This is a genomic window from Paenibacillus solani (assembly GCF_001277345.1).
GTDB classification, from domain to species: Bacteria; Bacillota; Bacilli; order Paenibacillales; family Paenibacillaceae; genus Paenibacillus_AQ; species Paenibacillus_AQ solani.
Window position 1 is genome coordinate 33,308 of the sequence record NZ_LIUT01000006.1, and the last position, 16,541, is coordinate 49,848.

The following is a 16,541-nucleotide window of genomic DNA, read 5'->3' on the forward strand; positions in this document are numbered from 1 at the left end:
GTCGAATAAAGTCGACCGATAAAGTCTTAACGGGCTTTTCTATAAAAAAGGGGTGGGTCATCGTGAGGATTTCTACATGGATTAAAGCAATGAGCGGGGTGTTTATTTTACTAATCGTTCTGAACGGAATTAGTGTCTATTCCCTCCAAAAGAGCGTAGCGAATGAACGCGAAACAGTAAAAATGCAAGCAGAATTCAAGCAATTAGGTATTGATTTAGCCAGCTCCTCGAATTATTTGAGTGATGAAGTAAAAGCTTATGTGCAGTTCGGAGAAAAAGTCCACTATGACAACTACTGGAAGGAAGTAAACGAGACCAAGACGAGAGATCATGTAGTAGAGAGTTTAGCTGCATTGGGTGCGCCTAAAGAAGAGCTGGATCTTATAGAAAAGTCAAAACAAATTTCGGATACTCTTGTTGAGATAGAAAATACGGCCATAAAAGCTGCGGAGGACCAAGATTTTACCAGAGCTCGGGAGCTCATGTTTGGCAGCGAATACGATGCAATTAAAGAGACCATTATGGAGCCGCTGGAACAGTTTCAGGAAAAGATGAATACGAGGACGGAAAATGAAGCAAATGCTGCAAAGCAAAAAGCGAGCCAGATGCTCACGGTAACTATTGTTTTGCTTATTATTACATTCGGAGCATTACTTATGATTTTTGCTGTTATATTCATTAAGTTGAAGCCACTTAAGTTAGTCAATGAAAAGATCGCCGAAATTGCACAGAGCGGAGGCGATCTTACCGGGCGACTGGATTACTCCGGCAAGGATGAAATAGGAGAAATCTCAAAATCCCTAAACTCCATGTTTGAGACCCTGCAATCCATTATTAAAGATGTACGTAACGTTTCCCACGGTGTATTGAATTCGTCAAGTAAATTGGTTGATAATACGAAAGAAACTGCAAGCGCAACAGAGGAAATTACGAGACAGGGGGCCAGTATTGAGCAAGGGGCAACCACCTCAGTGCAGAGCACACTTGATGCTTCAGATGCAATTAATGAAATGTCTATAGGTGTGCAGCGTATCGCCGTATCTGCGGAGGAACTTGCTACTGTTGCAACCGAGACGGAGCAAGAGGCAGCAAGCGGTGTGAACTTCATACAGCAAGTTAACAAGCAGATGGCCCAAATTAGCGAATCTGTAGAGTCTACAGTAGAAATCGTATCCAATTTGAAAGAACGTTCATCTCATATCGAGGAAATTGTAAATGCAATTACGGAAATTGCGAATCAAACGAGTCTGCTTTCGCTAAATGCATCAATTGAAGCGGCAAGAGCGGGCGAGCATGGAAGAGGCTTTTCTGTAGTAGCAAGCGAAATCCGGAAATTAGCAGAGCATTCCTCTGCTTCAGCAGGGCAAATATTCGGAGTGCTGCAAGATATTACGAAAGACTCTCAAGAAACAGAACATGCGATGCAGCAAGTGACGAGTGAAGTATTGACGGGGCAAAAGAAGATGGAAGAAGCTATTGAATCGTTTGAGAACATATTGAAATCCGCTCAGAAAGTGGCCTGGAAAGTGCAGGAGGTTTCCGCGGTTAGCGAACAAATGGCGGCAGGCTCTGAAGAAATTGCAGCATCTGTTTCCGAAATGGCAACTATAGCTGGAGATTCGCTTGCAGGAGTTAAAGCAGTGAACGATATGACGGCAAAGCAGAGCTCTTTAGTTCAGGAGGTTGCTTCAGTTACGGACTTGATTAGCCAAAATTCTCGAAGCTTGGAAGCACTCGTTATGAAGTTTAAAGTCTAAAATGAATAGAACGTGATTCATATGGTATCAAATAGCACCGATTCGGTGCTATTTTCTTTTGTATGGCCTTACTCCCTTTACTCTTAAACATCTGCCAATTCATCCCAGCGACGTCTCTAGCTTTGCTCCGTTCTAAAAACTCATTTATAATAATAGACTAGTCAAAAGTGCGTCAGGAGGCACCAATGGATTTTATAAGAAATCAACTAGACGGATACGGCATGAGCGAACAATTGATAGGATATCTATCAAATATGATTATGATTGTGTTTATAGCCGTGGTCTCTATACTGGCCAATTTTATAACCAAAAAAATCGTGTTGAAGATCATTATTCATATTGTCAATAACAATCGATATACATGGGATAATATCATTGTCGAGAAAAAAGTGTTCCATAAGCTGTCGCATCTCGTGCCGGCGATCATCATCTATTCTTCGGCGCCAATCTTTCCACCCTATCAAGCATTGATAGAAAAAGCTGCAGGAACATACATGATCATCGTAACCATGATGGTTCTTATTGCGCTGCTCAATGCGTTTGATGCGATATATCGTTCGTTTGAGGTCTCCAAGATCAGACCGATTAGGGGATACATACAGGTGGTGAAGATCTTTCTTTACGTCATCGGCGGCATCGTGGTCGTCTCGAACCTTATCGGACAGAATCCCTTGATCATTCTCAGTGGCCTTGGAGCTTTATCGGCTGTGCTTATGCTAATCTTTAAGGACTCCATATTAGGCCTGGTGGCAGGCGTTCAATTATCGTCGAATGACATGGTGCGTGTTGGCGACTGGATTGAAATGCCGAAATATGATGCGAACGGCGATGTGATTGACATTACCTTAAACACGGTAAAGGTCAGGAATTTCGATAAGACGATCACCATGCTTCCGAGCTATGCCCTCATTTCCGACTCATTCAAGAATTGGAGGGGCATGCAAGTAGCCGGGGGCAGAAGGATTAAGCGGAGCTTCTATGTTGATACAACCAGCATAGGTTTTTGTACGGAAGAAATGATTGAGGAATTTCAAAAGATTCATTACCTTACCGATTATGTCAGGACAAAAGTAAATGAAATTAACGCGTATAACATCGAACACCAGATTAATATGGAAAGTAAAGTGAACGGCAGGCAACTGACAAATATCGGTGTATTCCGAGAATACATCCATCAGTATCTAAGGCATCATCCCAAAATTCATCAGGATATGACGCTGATTGTGAGACAGCTAGCGCCAGGAGATAATGGACTGCCAGTGGAAATCTATGCTTTCACCAATGATACCACCTGGGTGGTATATGAATCGATTCAAGCGGATATCTTTGACCATATTTTCGCTATTGCACCGACATTCGGGCTTCGTGCTTTCCAAAATCCAAGCGGCCATGATATCGTCCAACTCAAAGAAAGCCCGGAATTCTCTCGAGGATATTGAGTATGGAAATCCGCTTTGGCGATGATTCGCAGCTGAATCGATTGGAGATAGTGGCCTTGTACAGCTTAGATTAACTTCCAATAATTACTAAAAAAGCGACCGAGATCGGTCGCTTTTTTACGTATGTGTATTAAAGAAAGCTTACAAAGAAACACTTAAATTACAAGAAAATACTGAGTTGACATTAGTGTTTATGTATAATATATTTTAATTTAGTATATATGGAAAAAGCTGTATTACACCGCGGTTATCACCTTCCTCACACTCAACTCACTCTCAGCGTTCTCATCATAAATATCATCTTGTTGATTTAACTCATGGGTCTCTTTTGAAGCAGCTTCTTTGAGTTTATTTGGCTGGCACAATCAGGTTTATTCGTAGCAGATAGACAACCGTTTCTTTCTGATTATTTTTGAATGTACATAGAAGTAAAAATATAAAGGGAGGTTGCAGGTTGAAGTACTCACGTCACATAACACCGTATAATGAGTTCTGGATGAATTGTATATTGAATTCAGCTTATTCTGTTGCCACTGGCTTTGAAGACAGTTATTCCGCTGCAGCATATTTAAATAATTATTCATACACCAGCTGGGGCGCCGCCATAGATATAGAGTTTATGACTCCCACAATTGAAGTTTTAGACTATTCGGATCATTGGGAGAACTTTGTATTGAGTGCGGTGATTGAGAAAGAAACGCCGGTTTTCTTCAAAAACCCGCATGATTTTCTTCCGGATCTTCAAAAAATAATCTCAGAGGGGGAAATTGTAAAGCTTAATGTAGATTTATTTTATTGGCTGCCCAAAAACATTGCCTGGAATCGATTTCATATGAGTCATTATTCCATAATTAATGGTTTTGATGCAGAGACGAAAATGTATTCTGTTCTGGATGATGATGTTGATGGGTATGGCGTTCATACTATACCTGAAGATAGGGTAGTACAAGCTTTTATGAATTCATATGCTATGACTGAACTTGCAGGTGAAATCCCCCATGCCTATATCTATAGTATCCGTAAGGACATAGAACCTTTTAGAATGGATAAATCTGAGATTATAAAGCATGCAGATAGACTGATTGAAGAGCTGTCTGTATTTTCTTTTGATGATTTGTGGAATTTTAAGGACGAGCATAAAGATAATATGGATGAATACATAAGAATTTCTCTCATTGGAGTTAATATTATTGAAAATAGACATATCGGTAATGAGCTTTTGATAAATAAACTCGCTGATCTGAAACTAATTCAAGCAGCAACTTATGAAAGCATGAAACATTACGCAAAAAGTCTCCAGAAGGGTTGGAAATTAATTAAACAAGTATTTATTAATAATTTGGTTTCTGAAAATAAAGATATAAATGTAGATTTAATTAGGAATAAAGCTAATGAAATGTTAGACATGGAGAAAAAAATGTGGTTAACCATCGTGGAAGAAAGAGATATGAAACTAGAAAATAAAGAGTCTAAGCGAGGTGTAACATCGTGAACGAAGAATTAGTACAAAAACTCAAGGAAGTTTTCTCGAAAAATGGGGTATCTATTTCTGAGGATGACCGAGATATGTCGATTGATGATTTTTTTGGGATGGATTCGATTACATATGTTCAGATTTTAAATCAAATTGCGAGTGATTTTGGCATAAAGATTAACGATGCTGACTTGCTTTCAGGAGATTTAACCACGTTTAATAATATCCTTCAATTTATCAATCAAAAACAAATGACGAACGAAGTCCGATAAACCATATCATATTCATCTAGGGGGGCTCGAAGTGAGTAAACCTGCTATATCCGTTATTATTCCAACCTACAATCGATTGGGTGGTTTAAGGGTAACATTGGAGGCATTAGTAGAGCAGAGGCTTGATAAAAATAGTTATGAGGTTCTTGTTTGTGACGATGGTTCCAGTGAAGATACATATTCATTAGTTAAGCAATATGAAGATCGCCTGAGTATTATTTATCAATATCAAGAAGATAAGGGTTTTAGAGCAGCAGCAGCTAGAAATATGGGGATCAGAAAAGCCAGTGGTGATGTTTGTTTATTTATTGACAATGGCATCATTCTGCACAAGGATGCTTTAAGTGAACATATAAGAATTCATGGCGAGCATGATCAGCCCTGCGCTGTTGTAGGTTATGTGTATGGGTTTGATGTGTTTGAAAGTAACCAAGAAGAAATCATTCATATTGTTGAGGAAAATTCAATTGACGATGCGATTCAACTGTTAAGTCAAAAAAGAATACTAGATGTAAGAGAAAAATTTTATAAAGAATTCTCTGATGATATAGATAAGTTGCCTGCACCGTTTGTGTTGTTCTGGACATGTCATGTATCGATGAGCAGGAAATCATTAATAGATGTAGGGATGTTTGACGAAAACTTCACAACATGGGGAGGGGAAGATTCAGATATAGGGTTGGCCATGCAAAAATATGGCGCGAAATTTATATTAGCCAGAAGTGCAATGAGCATTCATTTTCCGCATAAAAAGGAATTTGATTTTGCTAATGAAACCGATGTTGCAGATCGTCATGTTGATGATAAAAAAATGTACTTATATAGGAAGTATCCAACAAGAGCTGTTTGGTTATGGAATGAAACGGACGATGATGTGGAACTCATTAAAATGTTATTAGAAGAGCAGAAAATAGGAATATAAACATGAACTGTGTAGTCCAATATAGACATTTTTGATTTCCTCGTGCCGATCGTACTTCTATTTTACACAGCGAGTCAAGAATGTCTTTTTTTATTTAAATCCATATATGTAGCAGGGAGCGGACATAATTGGAAAATGTGTTTAAGAACTCGTCCTTAAACTACCTGAATTGCAGGAAAATTCAAGTCGTTAATCATTTTTATAATCGTGATTTGCCTCTTGGTTATTATTACTATCATGCCTTAGAAAGCACGGATAAAGTCTTTGATGAAATAATAAACATGAAAAAGAGAAAGTGGTACTTCAACTCTAATATATTATCGGACTTCGCTATGAAAAAATTCGGTATTATTCCAATCTTTATACCATTCGAGCAACTTCGTGATGTCAAAGATTTAATGCATGATCTTCTACATCAAAACAAGGTTGTATTTTTATGGGTGAGAAGTTCTGAGGTATTGCATAATACAACCCTTGACCCTGAATCCATACATTCGATCATGGTAACGGACTTTCTGGATCAAGAAGAAATGTATAAGATTCAGGACATTCCTTTTTATTCTGACATCATTTATGATTTTAAAGATTTGGAGAGAATGTGTAATGATATTCCTAATCATGTAAGTAAAAATTTGGTGTATTATGATTTCCTAGAGGATAACTTGAATGTGGAATCACTAAAGAGTAAACAAATTGCTTACATTAAGTATTATGAAGATAAGTTGGAGTTTTATGATTATCTAAGTAGTCTTTTTTCACCGAGCGGCACAGTAAGCGATGAATTGTTTAAAGAGTCCTCATGGATAGATGATGCATTAAGTATTATAGCTGGATCAAGGTACTTATTTTCGAATGGATTATTGAAACTTGATTGGAATAAACTTTATTACGATTTATTTATGCTCATTTCCAAAGATGTAGAGAAGCTGAAGATCATGATGTCTATAAGCTTGGTTAGAAAGAGATACAACTGTAAGGAAATCTTAAATTTAATTGATAAAATTAAAAAGATGGAACGTGAAGCCGTGTTATTGTTGCAAAATAACTTGGACAATAACACCGAAAAGCTATCAGAAATGGTTTCGAGTATCAGGGTGGAGTGCCCTGGAAGACCTGAATTGATCAAAGCTAACAATACAAATATGAAGATAAAGTGGAATGATTCAGTTGATAATATATGGGTTACCTCCTACGGAATTTTCAAAGATGGAGAGCTAGTGGGAGAAAGTAACCAATTGCAATTTAATATAAAAGATATTTTACCGGATACATCCTATGCGATTTCAGTAAGGGCAAGAGATGCCTTTGGGAATTCAAGTGAGATGAGTGTAATCAACCATATTAAAATCGATACTTCGATTCAAAACAAAGATATAGCATTGTTTAAGCCCGTTGTTACTTCTTCAGATGAAATTAGCTTCCGTGGGGGAGATAATGTAGTCGATGGGAGACGGCACACCAGATGGGGGAGTTCGCATTCTGAGGACATTTCATGGGTTTATATTGATTTAGGTAATGAAGTGGAGTTCTCAACTATAATGATTAGTTGGGAAGAAGCTTATGCAATAAAATATAAAATCCAATGTTCAAACAATGCCAATGATTGGAACGATATCTATGTAAATCATGATGGACATGGTGGAGTAGAAAAAATTACAGACCTAAATGGCCGGGGCAGATACATTAAAATTTTATGTGAAGAAAAAGCTACAATATACGGTTACTCCATTTGGAATATATCTGTGTTCGAATAATGAAGTGAATATATTAACAAAAAGTGGGTGTATTCATGTATTCTAAAGTGTATGACTATATTGAGCTTTGTAAAGATGAACGTTTTACAGGCTTTGGTGATGGGCGAATCATCCAAGACATTGTACTTCCTGATGATGGGGAATATCATGTTTGTCTTACTTTTGACGATGGACCTAACCCGGAATATACTCCTCAGATCCTTGATTTATTAAAAGCGTATGATGCTAAAGCTACTTTTTTTATTTTCGGAAAATTTGCAGAAGTTTATCCGGAAATCGTGCGCAGAATTGTAAGTGAGCATCATGAAATAGGTAATCATACATATTCTCATCCTACCTTAACGTCTCTTGATTTATCAGAAATACAACGTGAAATATTCGAGGGTGAGAAAGCCATTCAGAGTGCTGTGGAGTATCGATGTAGTTTATTTAGACCGCCATATGGGATTTTTAGTGACGAAATCGTAGAGAAAGTAGAAGAATTGAACTATAAGTTCATGCTATGGTCAAGGGATATGCAGGTAAATGATTGGGAATTACCGGGCACAGATAAAATGGTGGATGAGATTATAAGTAATGTGAAAAATGGCTCCGTAATCTTAATGCATGATGCTGGTGGGAATCGTGATCAAACGGTGGAAACCGTTGCTAAGGTTCTCCCCATATTAAAAAGCTTAAACTATAAATTTACCACTTTGAGTGAACTGATGAACTCTAGAACTCGGGGCTAGCAGCGTACAGATTCACAGTTCGCCCCATATACCAAACCCGCTCAGTGAGCGGGTTCTTACTTTTATATTGAACAAGGTATTAAGTCTCCGAATGATTTTGCTGTATCAGCTCTTTGATCTCAAGAAATTGGGAATTCGTTATTTGTTGGGATTGTTGAAGGGCGTTCAGCTTATCTTCTATTCTTTCCATTTGAAGTTGTGTTTCTTTCTGGAGTTTCTCGGTCTCTTTTTGTGTTTTGGAGTTATCCATGATGACTAAGATGGTCAGGCCTGCACTAAAGATCGTTAAACCTCTGGCGATTTGATTTAAATCGACTGAATTCATGGCAATCAGGCAATCGGCAAAACCTGCTCCTATAAGTAGACCGCCGATGGTGACAATCCCGGTTCTTTTCCATTTCTCAGGGATGATACTTAATGGCTGCTTCATGTAGAAATCTCCTTCAGTAAGGTAGTAAACGTGAATATGATAGCTTAAATCCCTATTAAATAAAACACAAATTCTGGAATATTAAAAGGGGGATAGGGCTGATATTGTACTGAACAAAAAGGGATTATGAGCCGAACGGAGAAATTTTCTAGTAATCATTTTTTATAGATTGGCTGGTGAAACGGAATGAGTGAACAATTCTGGTTAGTGGTACAGTATCCTCTGAAAAGTGAAAAAGGCAGCCAGCGTGACCACTGGTTAAGAGAAAAAGTAATGGAATATTTAGAAATATCTCTAGCAGATGCTGATCTAGGCTATGTTGATGGATTTGATATGGGGAAATCTACTTCCGACCCAAAGAAGTATGCCCTTAATGTATTTTGTGTAGTTAAGGAAGAAGAACGGGGTATTTCTTTGGCAAAAAGAGTTTTAAGAGAGAGCCGGCTTGATCATACTCGCATAAAAATCGCTACCATGCCCTATGGAAAAGAAGAAACATATACGCTGAAATACGCATACAAGAAGGGTGTTACTGATTTTTCGCTATAGTATGAAATTGTGTTTAGTATTTGGAGGCAAGCATAAAAGTCTATGTTGTCTTTATCTTCGGACGGGTTGTCCCTCTGACTCTATACATACTATTTAAAAAGCGACCTGGATTGGTCGCTTTTTTTCGGCTCAGTCATTAAATAACTATGCAATGCATTTTAATGATTTCTGTCAAATGCTCAAATGAATATTCGTGGTTTACCATGTTTACCGTGAAGTCCTCAGCAAACTTGGTATCCATTTTAAACTGCAACCCGTTGTAACGTAAAAATATAACCAGGGCTGTAAAAGCGGTGCGTTTGTTAGCGTTATGAAAGGGATGATTTTGTCCTAATGACTCAAACAAAGCGGCTGATTTTTCATAAACGGTCAGGTAGGCATCTTCACCAAAAGCAGAAGACCTGGGGCGGTGGACTGCTGATTCCAACATCCCTGGCTCTTTGACACCAGTTTGTTCACCCGGACTATATCGTTGAATCATGGCAATGTTAATGGCTATGACTTCCTCTACGGACAAATAGCGTATTTGGTTCATCGATCTTTAAGTCCTTGCAATGTCTGGTCGTATTCATCGATTACGTTAGACAGCGTATCCATGAAGTCTTCACTTATCCCATTTGGCAATGCTACTTTGGTCGATTTTTTAATAATGATTTCACCAGTGGACTGGTTAACATCAATTAGAACGCTATCTCCCTGACTCAAGCCAATTTGCTTGAGAGCATCGGTCATGGTTATACCCAAACTGTTTCCAAACTTGGTCACTTTCCGTTCCATGTCCATCATCCTATTCATTGGGAGTCCTCCTTATCAATATATTCAACTGTTATAACAATTATACACTCTAAAGGCTTAATTTCAATTTTAAAGAACACCGCACAGTGACTAAATCTTAACTACATCTATAAAGCCAGCAGGGCCAGCCCAGCCCCTAGTCTAAAGTCTAGGTTCAGATACCCCCTAAGACGGTTATGTCAGCCGAATAAGGCGGATATAATGGATTTATAACTTTTGAGCGTGATTTATGAAGCTATAAGGGGTGTTTGAATATGAAGGCAACAGAAGCAACTGCAAAGGCGCGGACAGGCAAGGTGAATTGGGTGCTGTTTAATCCAAAAACCTATGCAACGATCCTCTACTTATTGATATCTCTCCCGTTAGGGATTATTTATTTTACAGTAGCGATAACGGGAATTACACTATCGATCGGTTTGACTCCCATATTTATCGGAATACCGCTGTTTTTTGGAGTAGCCAAGCTGTTAAATGGGATTGTGAATTTTGAGCAAAGCATGATTAGACAAATTTTAGGTTTACCTGCTCCGTCTGAATCGTATACCTACAATCAACAATCTGAAGCCGGGGAGAACTGGTTGAAGCGAATGGTGAGAGGTTTTGACGGCGGCCTATTCATTCGAAATCTGCTGCTCGTATTACAAAGATTTGTAACAGGCATTGTGTTCTTTGTTATTATGGTAACGGTGATTTCCCTAGGACTTGGATTCATTGCTCTTCCAGTCGTGCATATCATATTGATGAATGAATTGCAGCTTGATATTTTAGAGAATAGCTTGTTTAGTTATTTTCATATAGATTGGACTTATAATCAGCAATACCTGCTGTACGTAGGCGTTGGCCTTGTCCTGTTCTGGATCGCGCTGCGCGTCGTGAATGGGCTCATGCAAATTCAGCGCAGAATCATGTATGTGGATGAGCCATATCAACAGCCGTCAGATCGGCCAATGGAAGCAGAACTAGATACACCCTTTCAGTCGCAATATTATGAGTACCAAGAGGATCACCCTACTCAAGGGATGATGCAGCCAGCCCATAGAGAGCTTTAGAAGCTCTCTCCAAAGCGACCTTAACCGGTCGCTTTTTCGTTTGCGTCCGGACAAGCCTCAAATATAGCCCAATCTGCGCCTTGTATCTGCAGCTTTCAGCAGTTCACGACGATGCCGGCAAGGACGTTGTCCAAGTGTAAGTGTCATTTCCCTGACCTATAATCATTAACTCAGAATATCGCGGAATGCGCAAGTTATGAGAAAATGATTGTTTCGGAACTGTTTTCGCAGCTGATATGCTGTGGGTGGAATTCCAAATTTTGTTTATTTTAAACAAGGACATTGGTTTTGACAGACATGGTCCATAAAGCGAGGAGGCTGATAAGAAAGCTCCAATTAATTGCAAACGATTACAAAATTACAAGCGAATAAAAAAGGAGGAGATGGAATGAAGAACAGAGCAGCAAAGGTAACCGGAATGGTGTTGTTGATTTCTCTGGCACTATCTTTCATAGCGGGAGGGTGGGCGAATAAGACAACGGTCCATGCTGCCGGTCTATCGATCATCGGCGGTGGGGGCTGGAATGAAACGGCGTATATAGAATGGTCACCCGTGAGTAATGCGGAGGGATACAATGTATACGTTAAACACGCAAATGCGCCGGATTCCAGCTATCAACAAATGGATAATGAGCTGATCTGACATACCCTTCCTATTGGAGAGCGGATGCCGTTGGACTTGCTTCCGGAAATTATGTAATGAAGGTTGAAGCCAGGCTGACGGACGGTTCAACGGTAAGTGTCGTTTCGAATAACCTATCCGTAGCCCCGCATGATCGATCCGGATTTGCTTTTTCCTCAGACTCGCCATACGGGACAGGCTCGGGTGCCTACAATGATGACGGAACACTTAAGGATGGTGCACAAGTTATTTATGTGACCTCCGAGACGGCACGAACCGTGACCCTTGATGTGAAAATCAATAGCTCAGGCAGAATTCAAACGGGCGTGAGGATCGGCGAGATTTTGACGCTAAGACAAAAAGGATATGATACAACCCCTCTTGCCATTCGATTTATTGGAAAAGTTACAGATGACGACATGAGCGGACAACTGAATAGCAGCGGCTACCTTCAAGTAAAAGGCAAAAACGATTATTCGGAAATGAATATGACGATCGAAGGGATCGGAGACGACGCTTATGCTTATGGGTGGGGATTGCTCCTTAGATATGTCGGGAATGTGGAAGTGAGAAACCTGGGGCTCATGTTGTTCCCTGACGACGGGATTTCCATGGATACAGGAAACGTCAACGTGTGGGTGCATAATAACGATCTGTTTTATGGAACTGCAGGAGGAGATGCCGACCAGGCCAAGGGCGATGGTTCAACGGACCTGAAAAAAAGGATCGACCTATATTACCATCTCTTACAATCACTACTGGGATTCGGGCAAAGCGGCTTTGGTCGGTTTGAGTGAATCGGAGGAATTCTTTGTCACCTTCCACCATAACTGGTTTGATCACTCGGACTCCCGCCACCCACGAATCCGATTGGCATCGGTTCATATCTATAATAACTTCTATGACGGAGTCTCAAAATATGGGGTCGGCGTTACAACGGGAGCTTCGGCCTTTGTGGAATCCAATTACTTTAGACATGCCAAATACCCGATGTTAAGCTCCTTGCAGGGTACGGATGCTTTAGGGGAAGGGACATTTTCGGGCGAAGACGGAGGCGTGATTAAGGCCTATAACAATAGGATCGTAGATGCGGACAGTCTGATTTATGCAAATTCCAATACCGGAACAGCTCCGGCAAATGCAACCTCATTCGATGCATACTTGGCTTCGTCAAGAAATGAAACCGTACCAAGCTCATACAAAGCAATCGTGGGAGGAACGGCTTATAATAACTTCGATACAACCGTCGATACGGGAGTAAATAGCGCCGACATTGATAACGTCAGCGATGTGGAACAGATCGTTACCGCACAAGCCGGACGCCTGAATAACGGGGACTTCACCTGGGAATTCAATGATGCCGTTGACGACACATCCTATGCCCTCAATACAGCTCTTATGGCTAAAATAAGCAGCTACACCACTCAACTTGTATCCGTAGGCGGGAATTCAACCGGGGCGGAGCCGGAACCAGAACCAGAACCAGAGCCGTCCACCGGAGAACAAGTTCACAACTTTACAACGTCCGGATTGGCAAGCGATTTCTTTAATATTGTAGGGAATCTCTCCACAACCAAGGGAACTGCGGTGTATAACGGCTTAACGCTAACCCGATGTTTGAAAATCGAGAGTTCAACCCGCATTACCTTTACCTCTACGGAAACCGCTACATTAACATTAGTGTTGAATTCGGCAGACGGAACCAAGATCAAGTTTGATGGAACGAGTTATCCAATGACGAATGGTATCGTCAGTGTGTCACTTGCTCCAGGAACGCATACGATTACAAAAGAGAATACGACGAATCTCCTTTTATATGGAGTTGGAGTAGAGCAGACTTCGGTTAAAAAGTGGAGCGACCGTGATTCGGTCGCTTTTATATTTCCTCTTATAGACTTCTTAATTATAATTTCTCCTGTTTCCGGTCTAATCTCTATGCTGATTGTATTCGTATCCCATAGTCATCCCCACCATGTTCCTGTACAATGAAGTGAAAATAAACGGGACTGGCGGAAGGGGTGTGGCCAACGTGTCTTTCAGGTTTAAACCGCTTAAATCCTGGAGTCTTCGTGCTAAAATTTTGCTGATCTTCCTGCTGCTCATTTCGATTCCGCTCAGCATGCAGGGCGTGGCTACCTACGTGGATTTTTCCAACTCCGTTGAACGAAGAACCTCCGATTATACCGCTCAATTGGTGGACCAGATCAACCGGAATTTGGACAGGACCCTGATGGAGATGCAGAGATTGACGTTGATGCCTTTATACGATTCGGGGGTATTGTCCATCTTGCGTAAGTACAGGGAGGAGGACAGTCTGCATCAGCAGCCTACGGTGGAAGAACGCTCCAAAATGCAGCTTTATATCGCCAGTATGACTTTCGACAGGCCGGAAATCGACAGTATCCAGATTTTTGCTGGAAGCGGTTACACGTTCTCGAGCCTGGCTCCTAGCGCGATCGCTGCATATACGGACGTGGAGCGACAGCCCTGGTACCCTGGTGTGGTGGAAGCGAGAGGGGCTTGGGTGCTGCTTCCGCCGCATCGGCCTTCTTACTATCTGGACGGCAATCAAAGCTATTTTTCCGTAGCCCGGCTGATCCGTGAGCCCAATACCAACCGGACGCTCGGGTTAGTCAAGATCGATTTGAAGCAGACCTTGTTCAAGCAGCTTGTCGATAATGTCAGGCTGGAAGAGAACGGCGGCATCGTCGTGCAAAATAGCCGGGAAGAACTTTTCTACACGGCGACGGCAGATGGGAATACGGAGGCGTCCAAGCTTCTTCCGGACCGGATCCTCGAGCTTTCAGGGCGTTCGGAAACGGCCAGCCAGATTCTGCATATGGAGGGCAGCGAGTATTTGGTTGTCTCCAACTATTCCCGATATTCCGATATCAATATCGTCAGCTATATTCCGGTGGCGTCCCTGCTTGTGGAGACCAAGGAACTTCGCAACTTTACGCTTCTAGCCGGCCTGGTATGTCTCGTTATGGCCGGGGCCTTAGCCATCTACTTCTCTTATCGGCTGACCCAACCTCTCGGGACGCTGGTACGAAAAATGCGACTTGTGGAGCTCGGCGATTTCAAACAGAGCGTACCGGTAACTGAGGATGAAATCGGTCGGCTCGGTTCCGGCTTCAACCGGATGGTAGAGGAAATCGACCGGCTCGTCCATGAAGTATACGTGCTCGGCATGAGGGAAAGAGAGGCGGAGCTAGCCGCATTACAAAGCCAGATCCAACCCCATTTTATATATAATACACTGGAGTCGATCAGCATGCTTGCCCGGCAGCGCAATAATGAGGACGTCTCGGAAATGGCCACGGCTTTGGGACGACTGATTCGCAGCGCAGTGGAGCAGGACCGAAGCCTCATCCGGCTTGGCGAGGAGCTTGAGACGGCGGAGTCCTATATTCGCATCCAAAAAATGCGCCATGGTTCCAGGCTGCAGGCTATGTTCGATATTGAAGAAGGGTTGGAAGATTGTTTGGTCCCGAAGCTGCTGCTCCAGCCGCTCATTGAGAATGCGATCATGCACGGGATTGGAGACCGTGAGCAAGGGGGAACGGTATATGTTACTGTGGCGCGATTTGAGGATGAGGTGCTGTTGACGATTCGGGATGACGGGCGGGGTTTGTCGGAGGATGAATTGGCGGCTTTGCAAGCTTCATTGGAAGACGCCGGGGATGATGTGGCAGCAAAAACTCCGGCGATGCCATTACGCGGTCATGGAGTGGCGCTGAAAAATATTAAACAGCGGTTGTGGTTGATTTACGGCCGGGACTGCGACTTCGAAATCGATGGAAGCTTGGGACAAGGTGCGGCTTTTACCGTGACGCTGCCGTTCGCGAAACAAGAAAAGTAGGAGGTCATCCATGATCAAGCTCATGTTGGTGGAGGACGAGGACATTATCCGTAAAGGCATCCGCGATTTGATCGGCCGTGTGGCTCCTGATTTTGAGGTCGTATACGAAGCCGCTCACGGCAAGGAAGCGCTGACTTATCTGGAACGCAATGTGGTGGATGTGCTCATTACGGATATTCGAATGCGAGAGATGGACGGGCTTCGGATGGTGGAAAAGCTGCGGACCGCGGGCCATGGGATGCCGATTGTCATTATCAGCGGCTATGGAGATTTTGTATATGCTAAAAAAGCGCTGCAATTCGGGATCGCCGATTACCTGCTGAAGCCCATAGACCGTAAGGATTTTACGGTTGCTTTGGACAAGATTCGGCTGACCTTGAATTCTTCAAATCGATATGTGGGTGGGGCTGAGCCGCAAAGCGAGGCGGACGGGGAGCCGCCCTCCAGCGAGGGGCACAGGATAATCCGGAAGCTGAAGGCGTATATCGCTGAAAACCCCGACGGTGATTTGCGTCTGCAGACGTTAGCGGAGATGGTGCATTTAAATCCTTCCTATCTAAGCCAGCTCTTTAAGCAGGAAGGGGGCGGCAATTTGTCCGATTATATCGCCGAAACGCGCATCCGGCGAGCCTGCAAGCTGCTGGAGACGACGAACCTGAAGGTTTACGACATCGCCCGTTTATCAGGATATCAAAGTCCGAAGCATTTTATGCTGGTATTTAAACAGCATACCGGAATGACGCCGGGAACCTATCGGGAGCAATACAGTGTGTAATACTACATAACAAATTATGTTATGTAGTTTTTTTTATGGGCGAAAACGGAAATGTTCTAAAAAAATCGTACCTTTTCTGAACGTTTAGTGATTTTTTATATGACCACATG

General features: G+C 42.0%; 14 protein-coding genes and 1 pseudogene. 12 read left to right on the forward strand and 3 right to left on the reverse strand.

Annotation, left to right across the window (positions count from 1 at the left end; genetic code table 11):
* Positions 1–62: 62 nt before the first annotated feature.
* The 7 genes from AM231_RS21525 to AM231_RS21555 all read left to right on the forward strand — a co-directional run bounded on the left by AM231_RS21525 (position 63) and on the right by AM231_RS21555 (position 8,349).
* Positions 63–1,757, forward strand: a complete 1,695-nt coding sequence (locus AM231_RS21525; RefSeq protein ID WP_054404455.1) for a methyl-accepting chemotaxis protein — start codon at positions 63–65, stop codon at positions 1,755–1,757.
* Between the two features lie 185 nt (positions 1,758–1,942).
* On the forward strand, positions 1,943–3,196 hold the full coding sequence (locus AM231_RS21530) for a mechanosensitive ion channel family protein (protein ID WP_053490442.1): 1,254 nt from the start codon (positions 1,943–1,945) through the stop codon (positions 3,194–3,196).
* A gap of 508 nt (positions 3,197–3,704) precedes the next feature.
* Positions 3,705–4,688, forward strand: coding sequence for a hypothetical protein (locus AM231_RS21535; RefSeq protein ID WP_165593454.1), 984 nt, complete (start codon positions 3,705–3,707; stop codon positions 4,686–4,688).
* The gene (locus AM231_RS21540; RefSeq protein WP_054404457.1) at positions 4,685–4,942 is read left to right on the forward strand and encodes an acyl carrier protein; all 258 of its coding nucleotides are present in this window, start codon (positions 4,685–4,687) and stop codon (positions 4,940–4,942) included. Before AM231_RS21535 ends, AM231_RS21540 begins: the two co-directional genes overlap by 4 nt.
* Positions 4,943–4,973: 31 nt before the next feature.
* The gene (locus AM231_RS21545) at positions 4,974–5,864 is read left to right on the forward strand and encodes a glycosyltransferase (protein WP_054404458.1); all 891 of its coding nucleotides are present in this window, start codon (positions 4,974–4,976) and stop codon (positions 5,862–5,864) included.
* Positions 5,865–6,001: 137 nt separating this feature from the next.
* Entirely contained in the window at positions 6,002–7,618 is a 1,617-nt protein-coding gene (locus AM231_RS21550; protein ID WP_242615296.1) for a discoidin domain-containing protein, read from the forward strand.
* 35 nt (positions 7,619–7,653) lie between these two features.
* On the forward strand, positions 7,654–8,349 hold the full coding sequence (locus AM231_RS21555; RefSeq protein ID WP_054404460.1) for a polysaccharide deacetylase family protein: 696 nt from the start codon (positions 7,654–7,656) through the stop codon (positions 8,347–8,349).
* A 79-nt stretch (positions 8,350–8,428) separates the two neighbouring features.
* On the opposite strand, the gene AM231_RS21560 is transcribed toward AM231_RS21555, so the two are convergent.
* Entirely contained in the window at positions 8,429–8,779 is a 351-nt protein-coding gene (locus AM231_RS21560; RefSeq protein WP_054404461.1) for a hypothetical protein, read from the reverse strand.
* 186 nt (positions 8,780–8,965) lie between these two features.
* Here AM231_RS21560 and AM231_RS21565 point away from each other — a divergent pair, with 186 nt between their 5' ends.
* Complete coding sequence (locus tag AM231_RS21565; protein WP_054404462.1) at positions 8,966–9,328, forward strand: hypothetical protein; 363 nt, start codon at positions 8,966–8,968, stop codon at positions 9,326–9,328.
* Between the two features lie 136 nt (positions 9,329–9,464).
* Here the strand turns inward: AM231_RS21565 and AM231_RS21570 are convergent, their stop codons facing one another.
* Positions 9,465–9,863 (reverse strand): type II toxin-antitoxin system death-on-curing family toxin, encoded by a 399-nt coding sequence (locus AM231_RS21570; RefSeq protein WP_054404463.1) that lies wholly within the window; start codon positions 9,861–9,863, stop codon positions 9,465–9,467.
* Positions 9,860–10,123, reverse strand: coding sequence for an AbrB/MazE/SpoVT family DNA-binding domain-containing protein (locus AM231_RS21575; protein ID WP_054404464.1), 264 nt, complete (start codon positions 10,121–10,123; stop codon positions 9,860–9,862). The genes AM231_RS21570 and AM231_RS21575 overlap by 4 nt, the downstream gene beginning before the upstream one ends.
* 254 nt (positions 10,124–10,377) lie before the next feature.
* Between AM231_RS21575 and AM231_RS21580 the strand changes: the two genes are divergently transcribed.
* From AM231_RS21580 to AM231_RS21595, 4 genes and pseudogenes are all read left to right on the forward strand, one after another.
* A complete protein-coding gene (locus AM231_RS21580; RefSeq protein WP_054404465.1) occupies positions 10,378–11,172 on the forward strand; it encodes a sensor domain-containing protein in 795 nt (264 codons plus the stop codon).
* Between the two features lie 388 nt (positions 11,173–11,560).
* Positions 11,561–13,625: pseudogene (locus AM231_RS21585) on the forward strand (pectate lyase family protein).
* A 198-nt stretch (positions 13,626–13,823) separates the two neighbouring features.
* Positions 13,824–15,656 carry a cache domain-containing sensor histidine kinase gene (locus AM231_RS21590; protein ID WP_054404466.1) on the forward strand — a complete coding sequence of 611 codons (1,833 nt, stop codon included), beginning with the start codon at positions 13,824–13,826 and terminating at the stop codon, positions 15,654–15,656.
* A gap of 10 nt (positions 15,657–15,666) precedes the next feature.
* Positions 15,667–16,431, forward strand: coding sequence for a response regulator transcription factor (locus AM231_RS21595; RefSeq protein WP_054404467.1), 765 nt, complete (start codon positions 15,667–15,669; stop codon positions 16,429–16,431).
* Positions 16,432–16,541 lie beyond the last annotated feature (110 nt).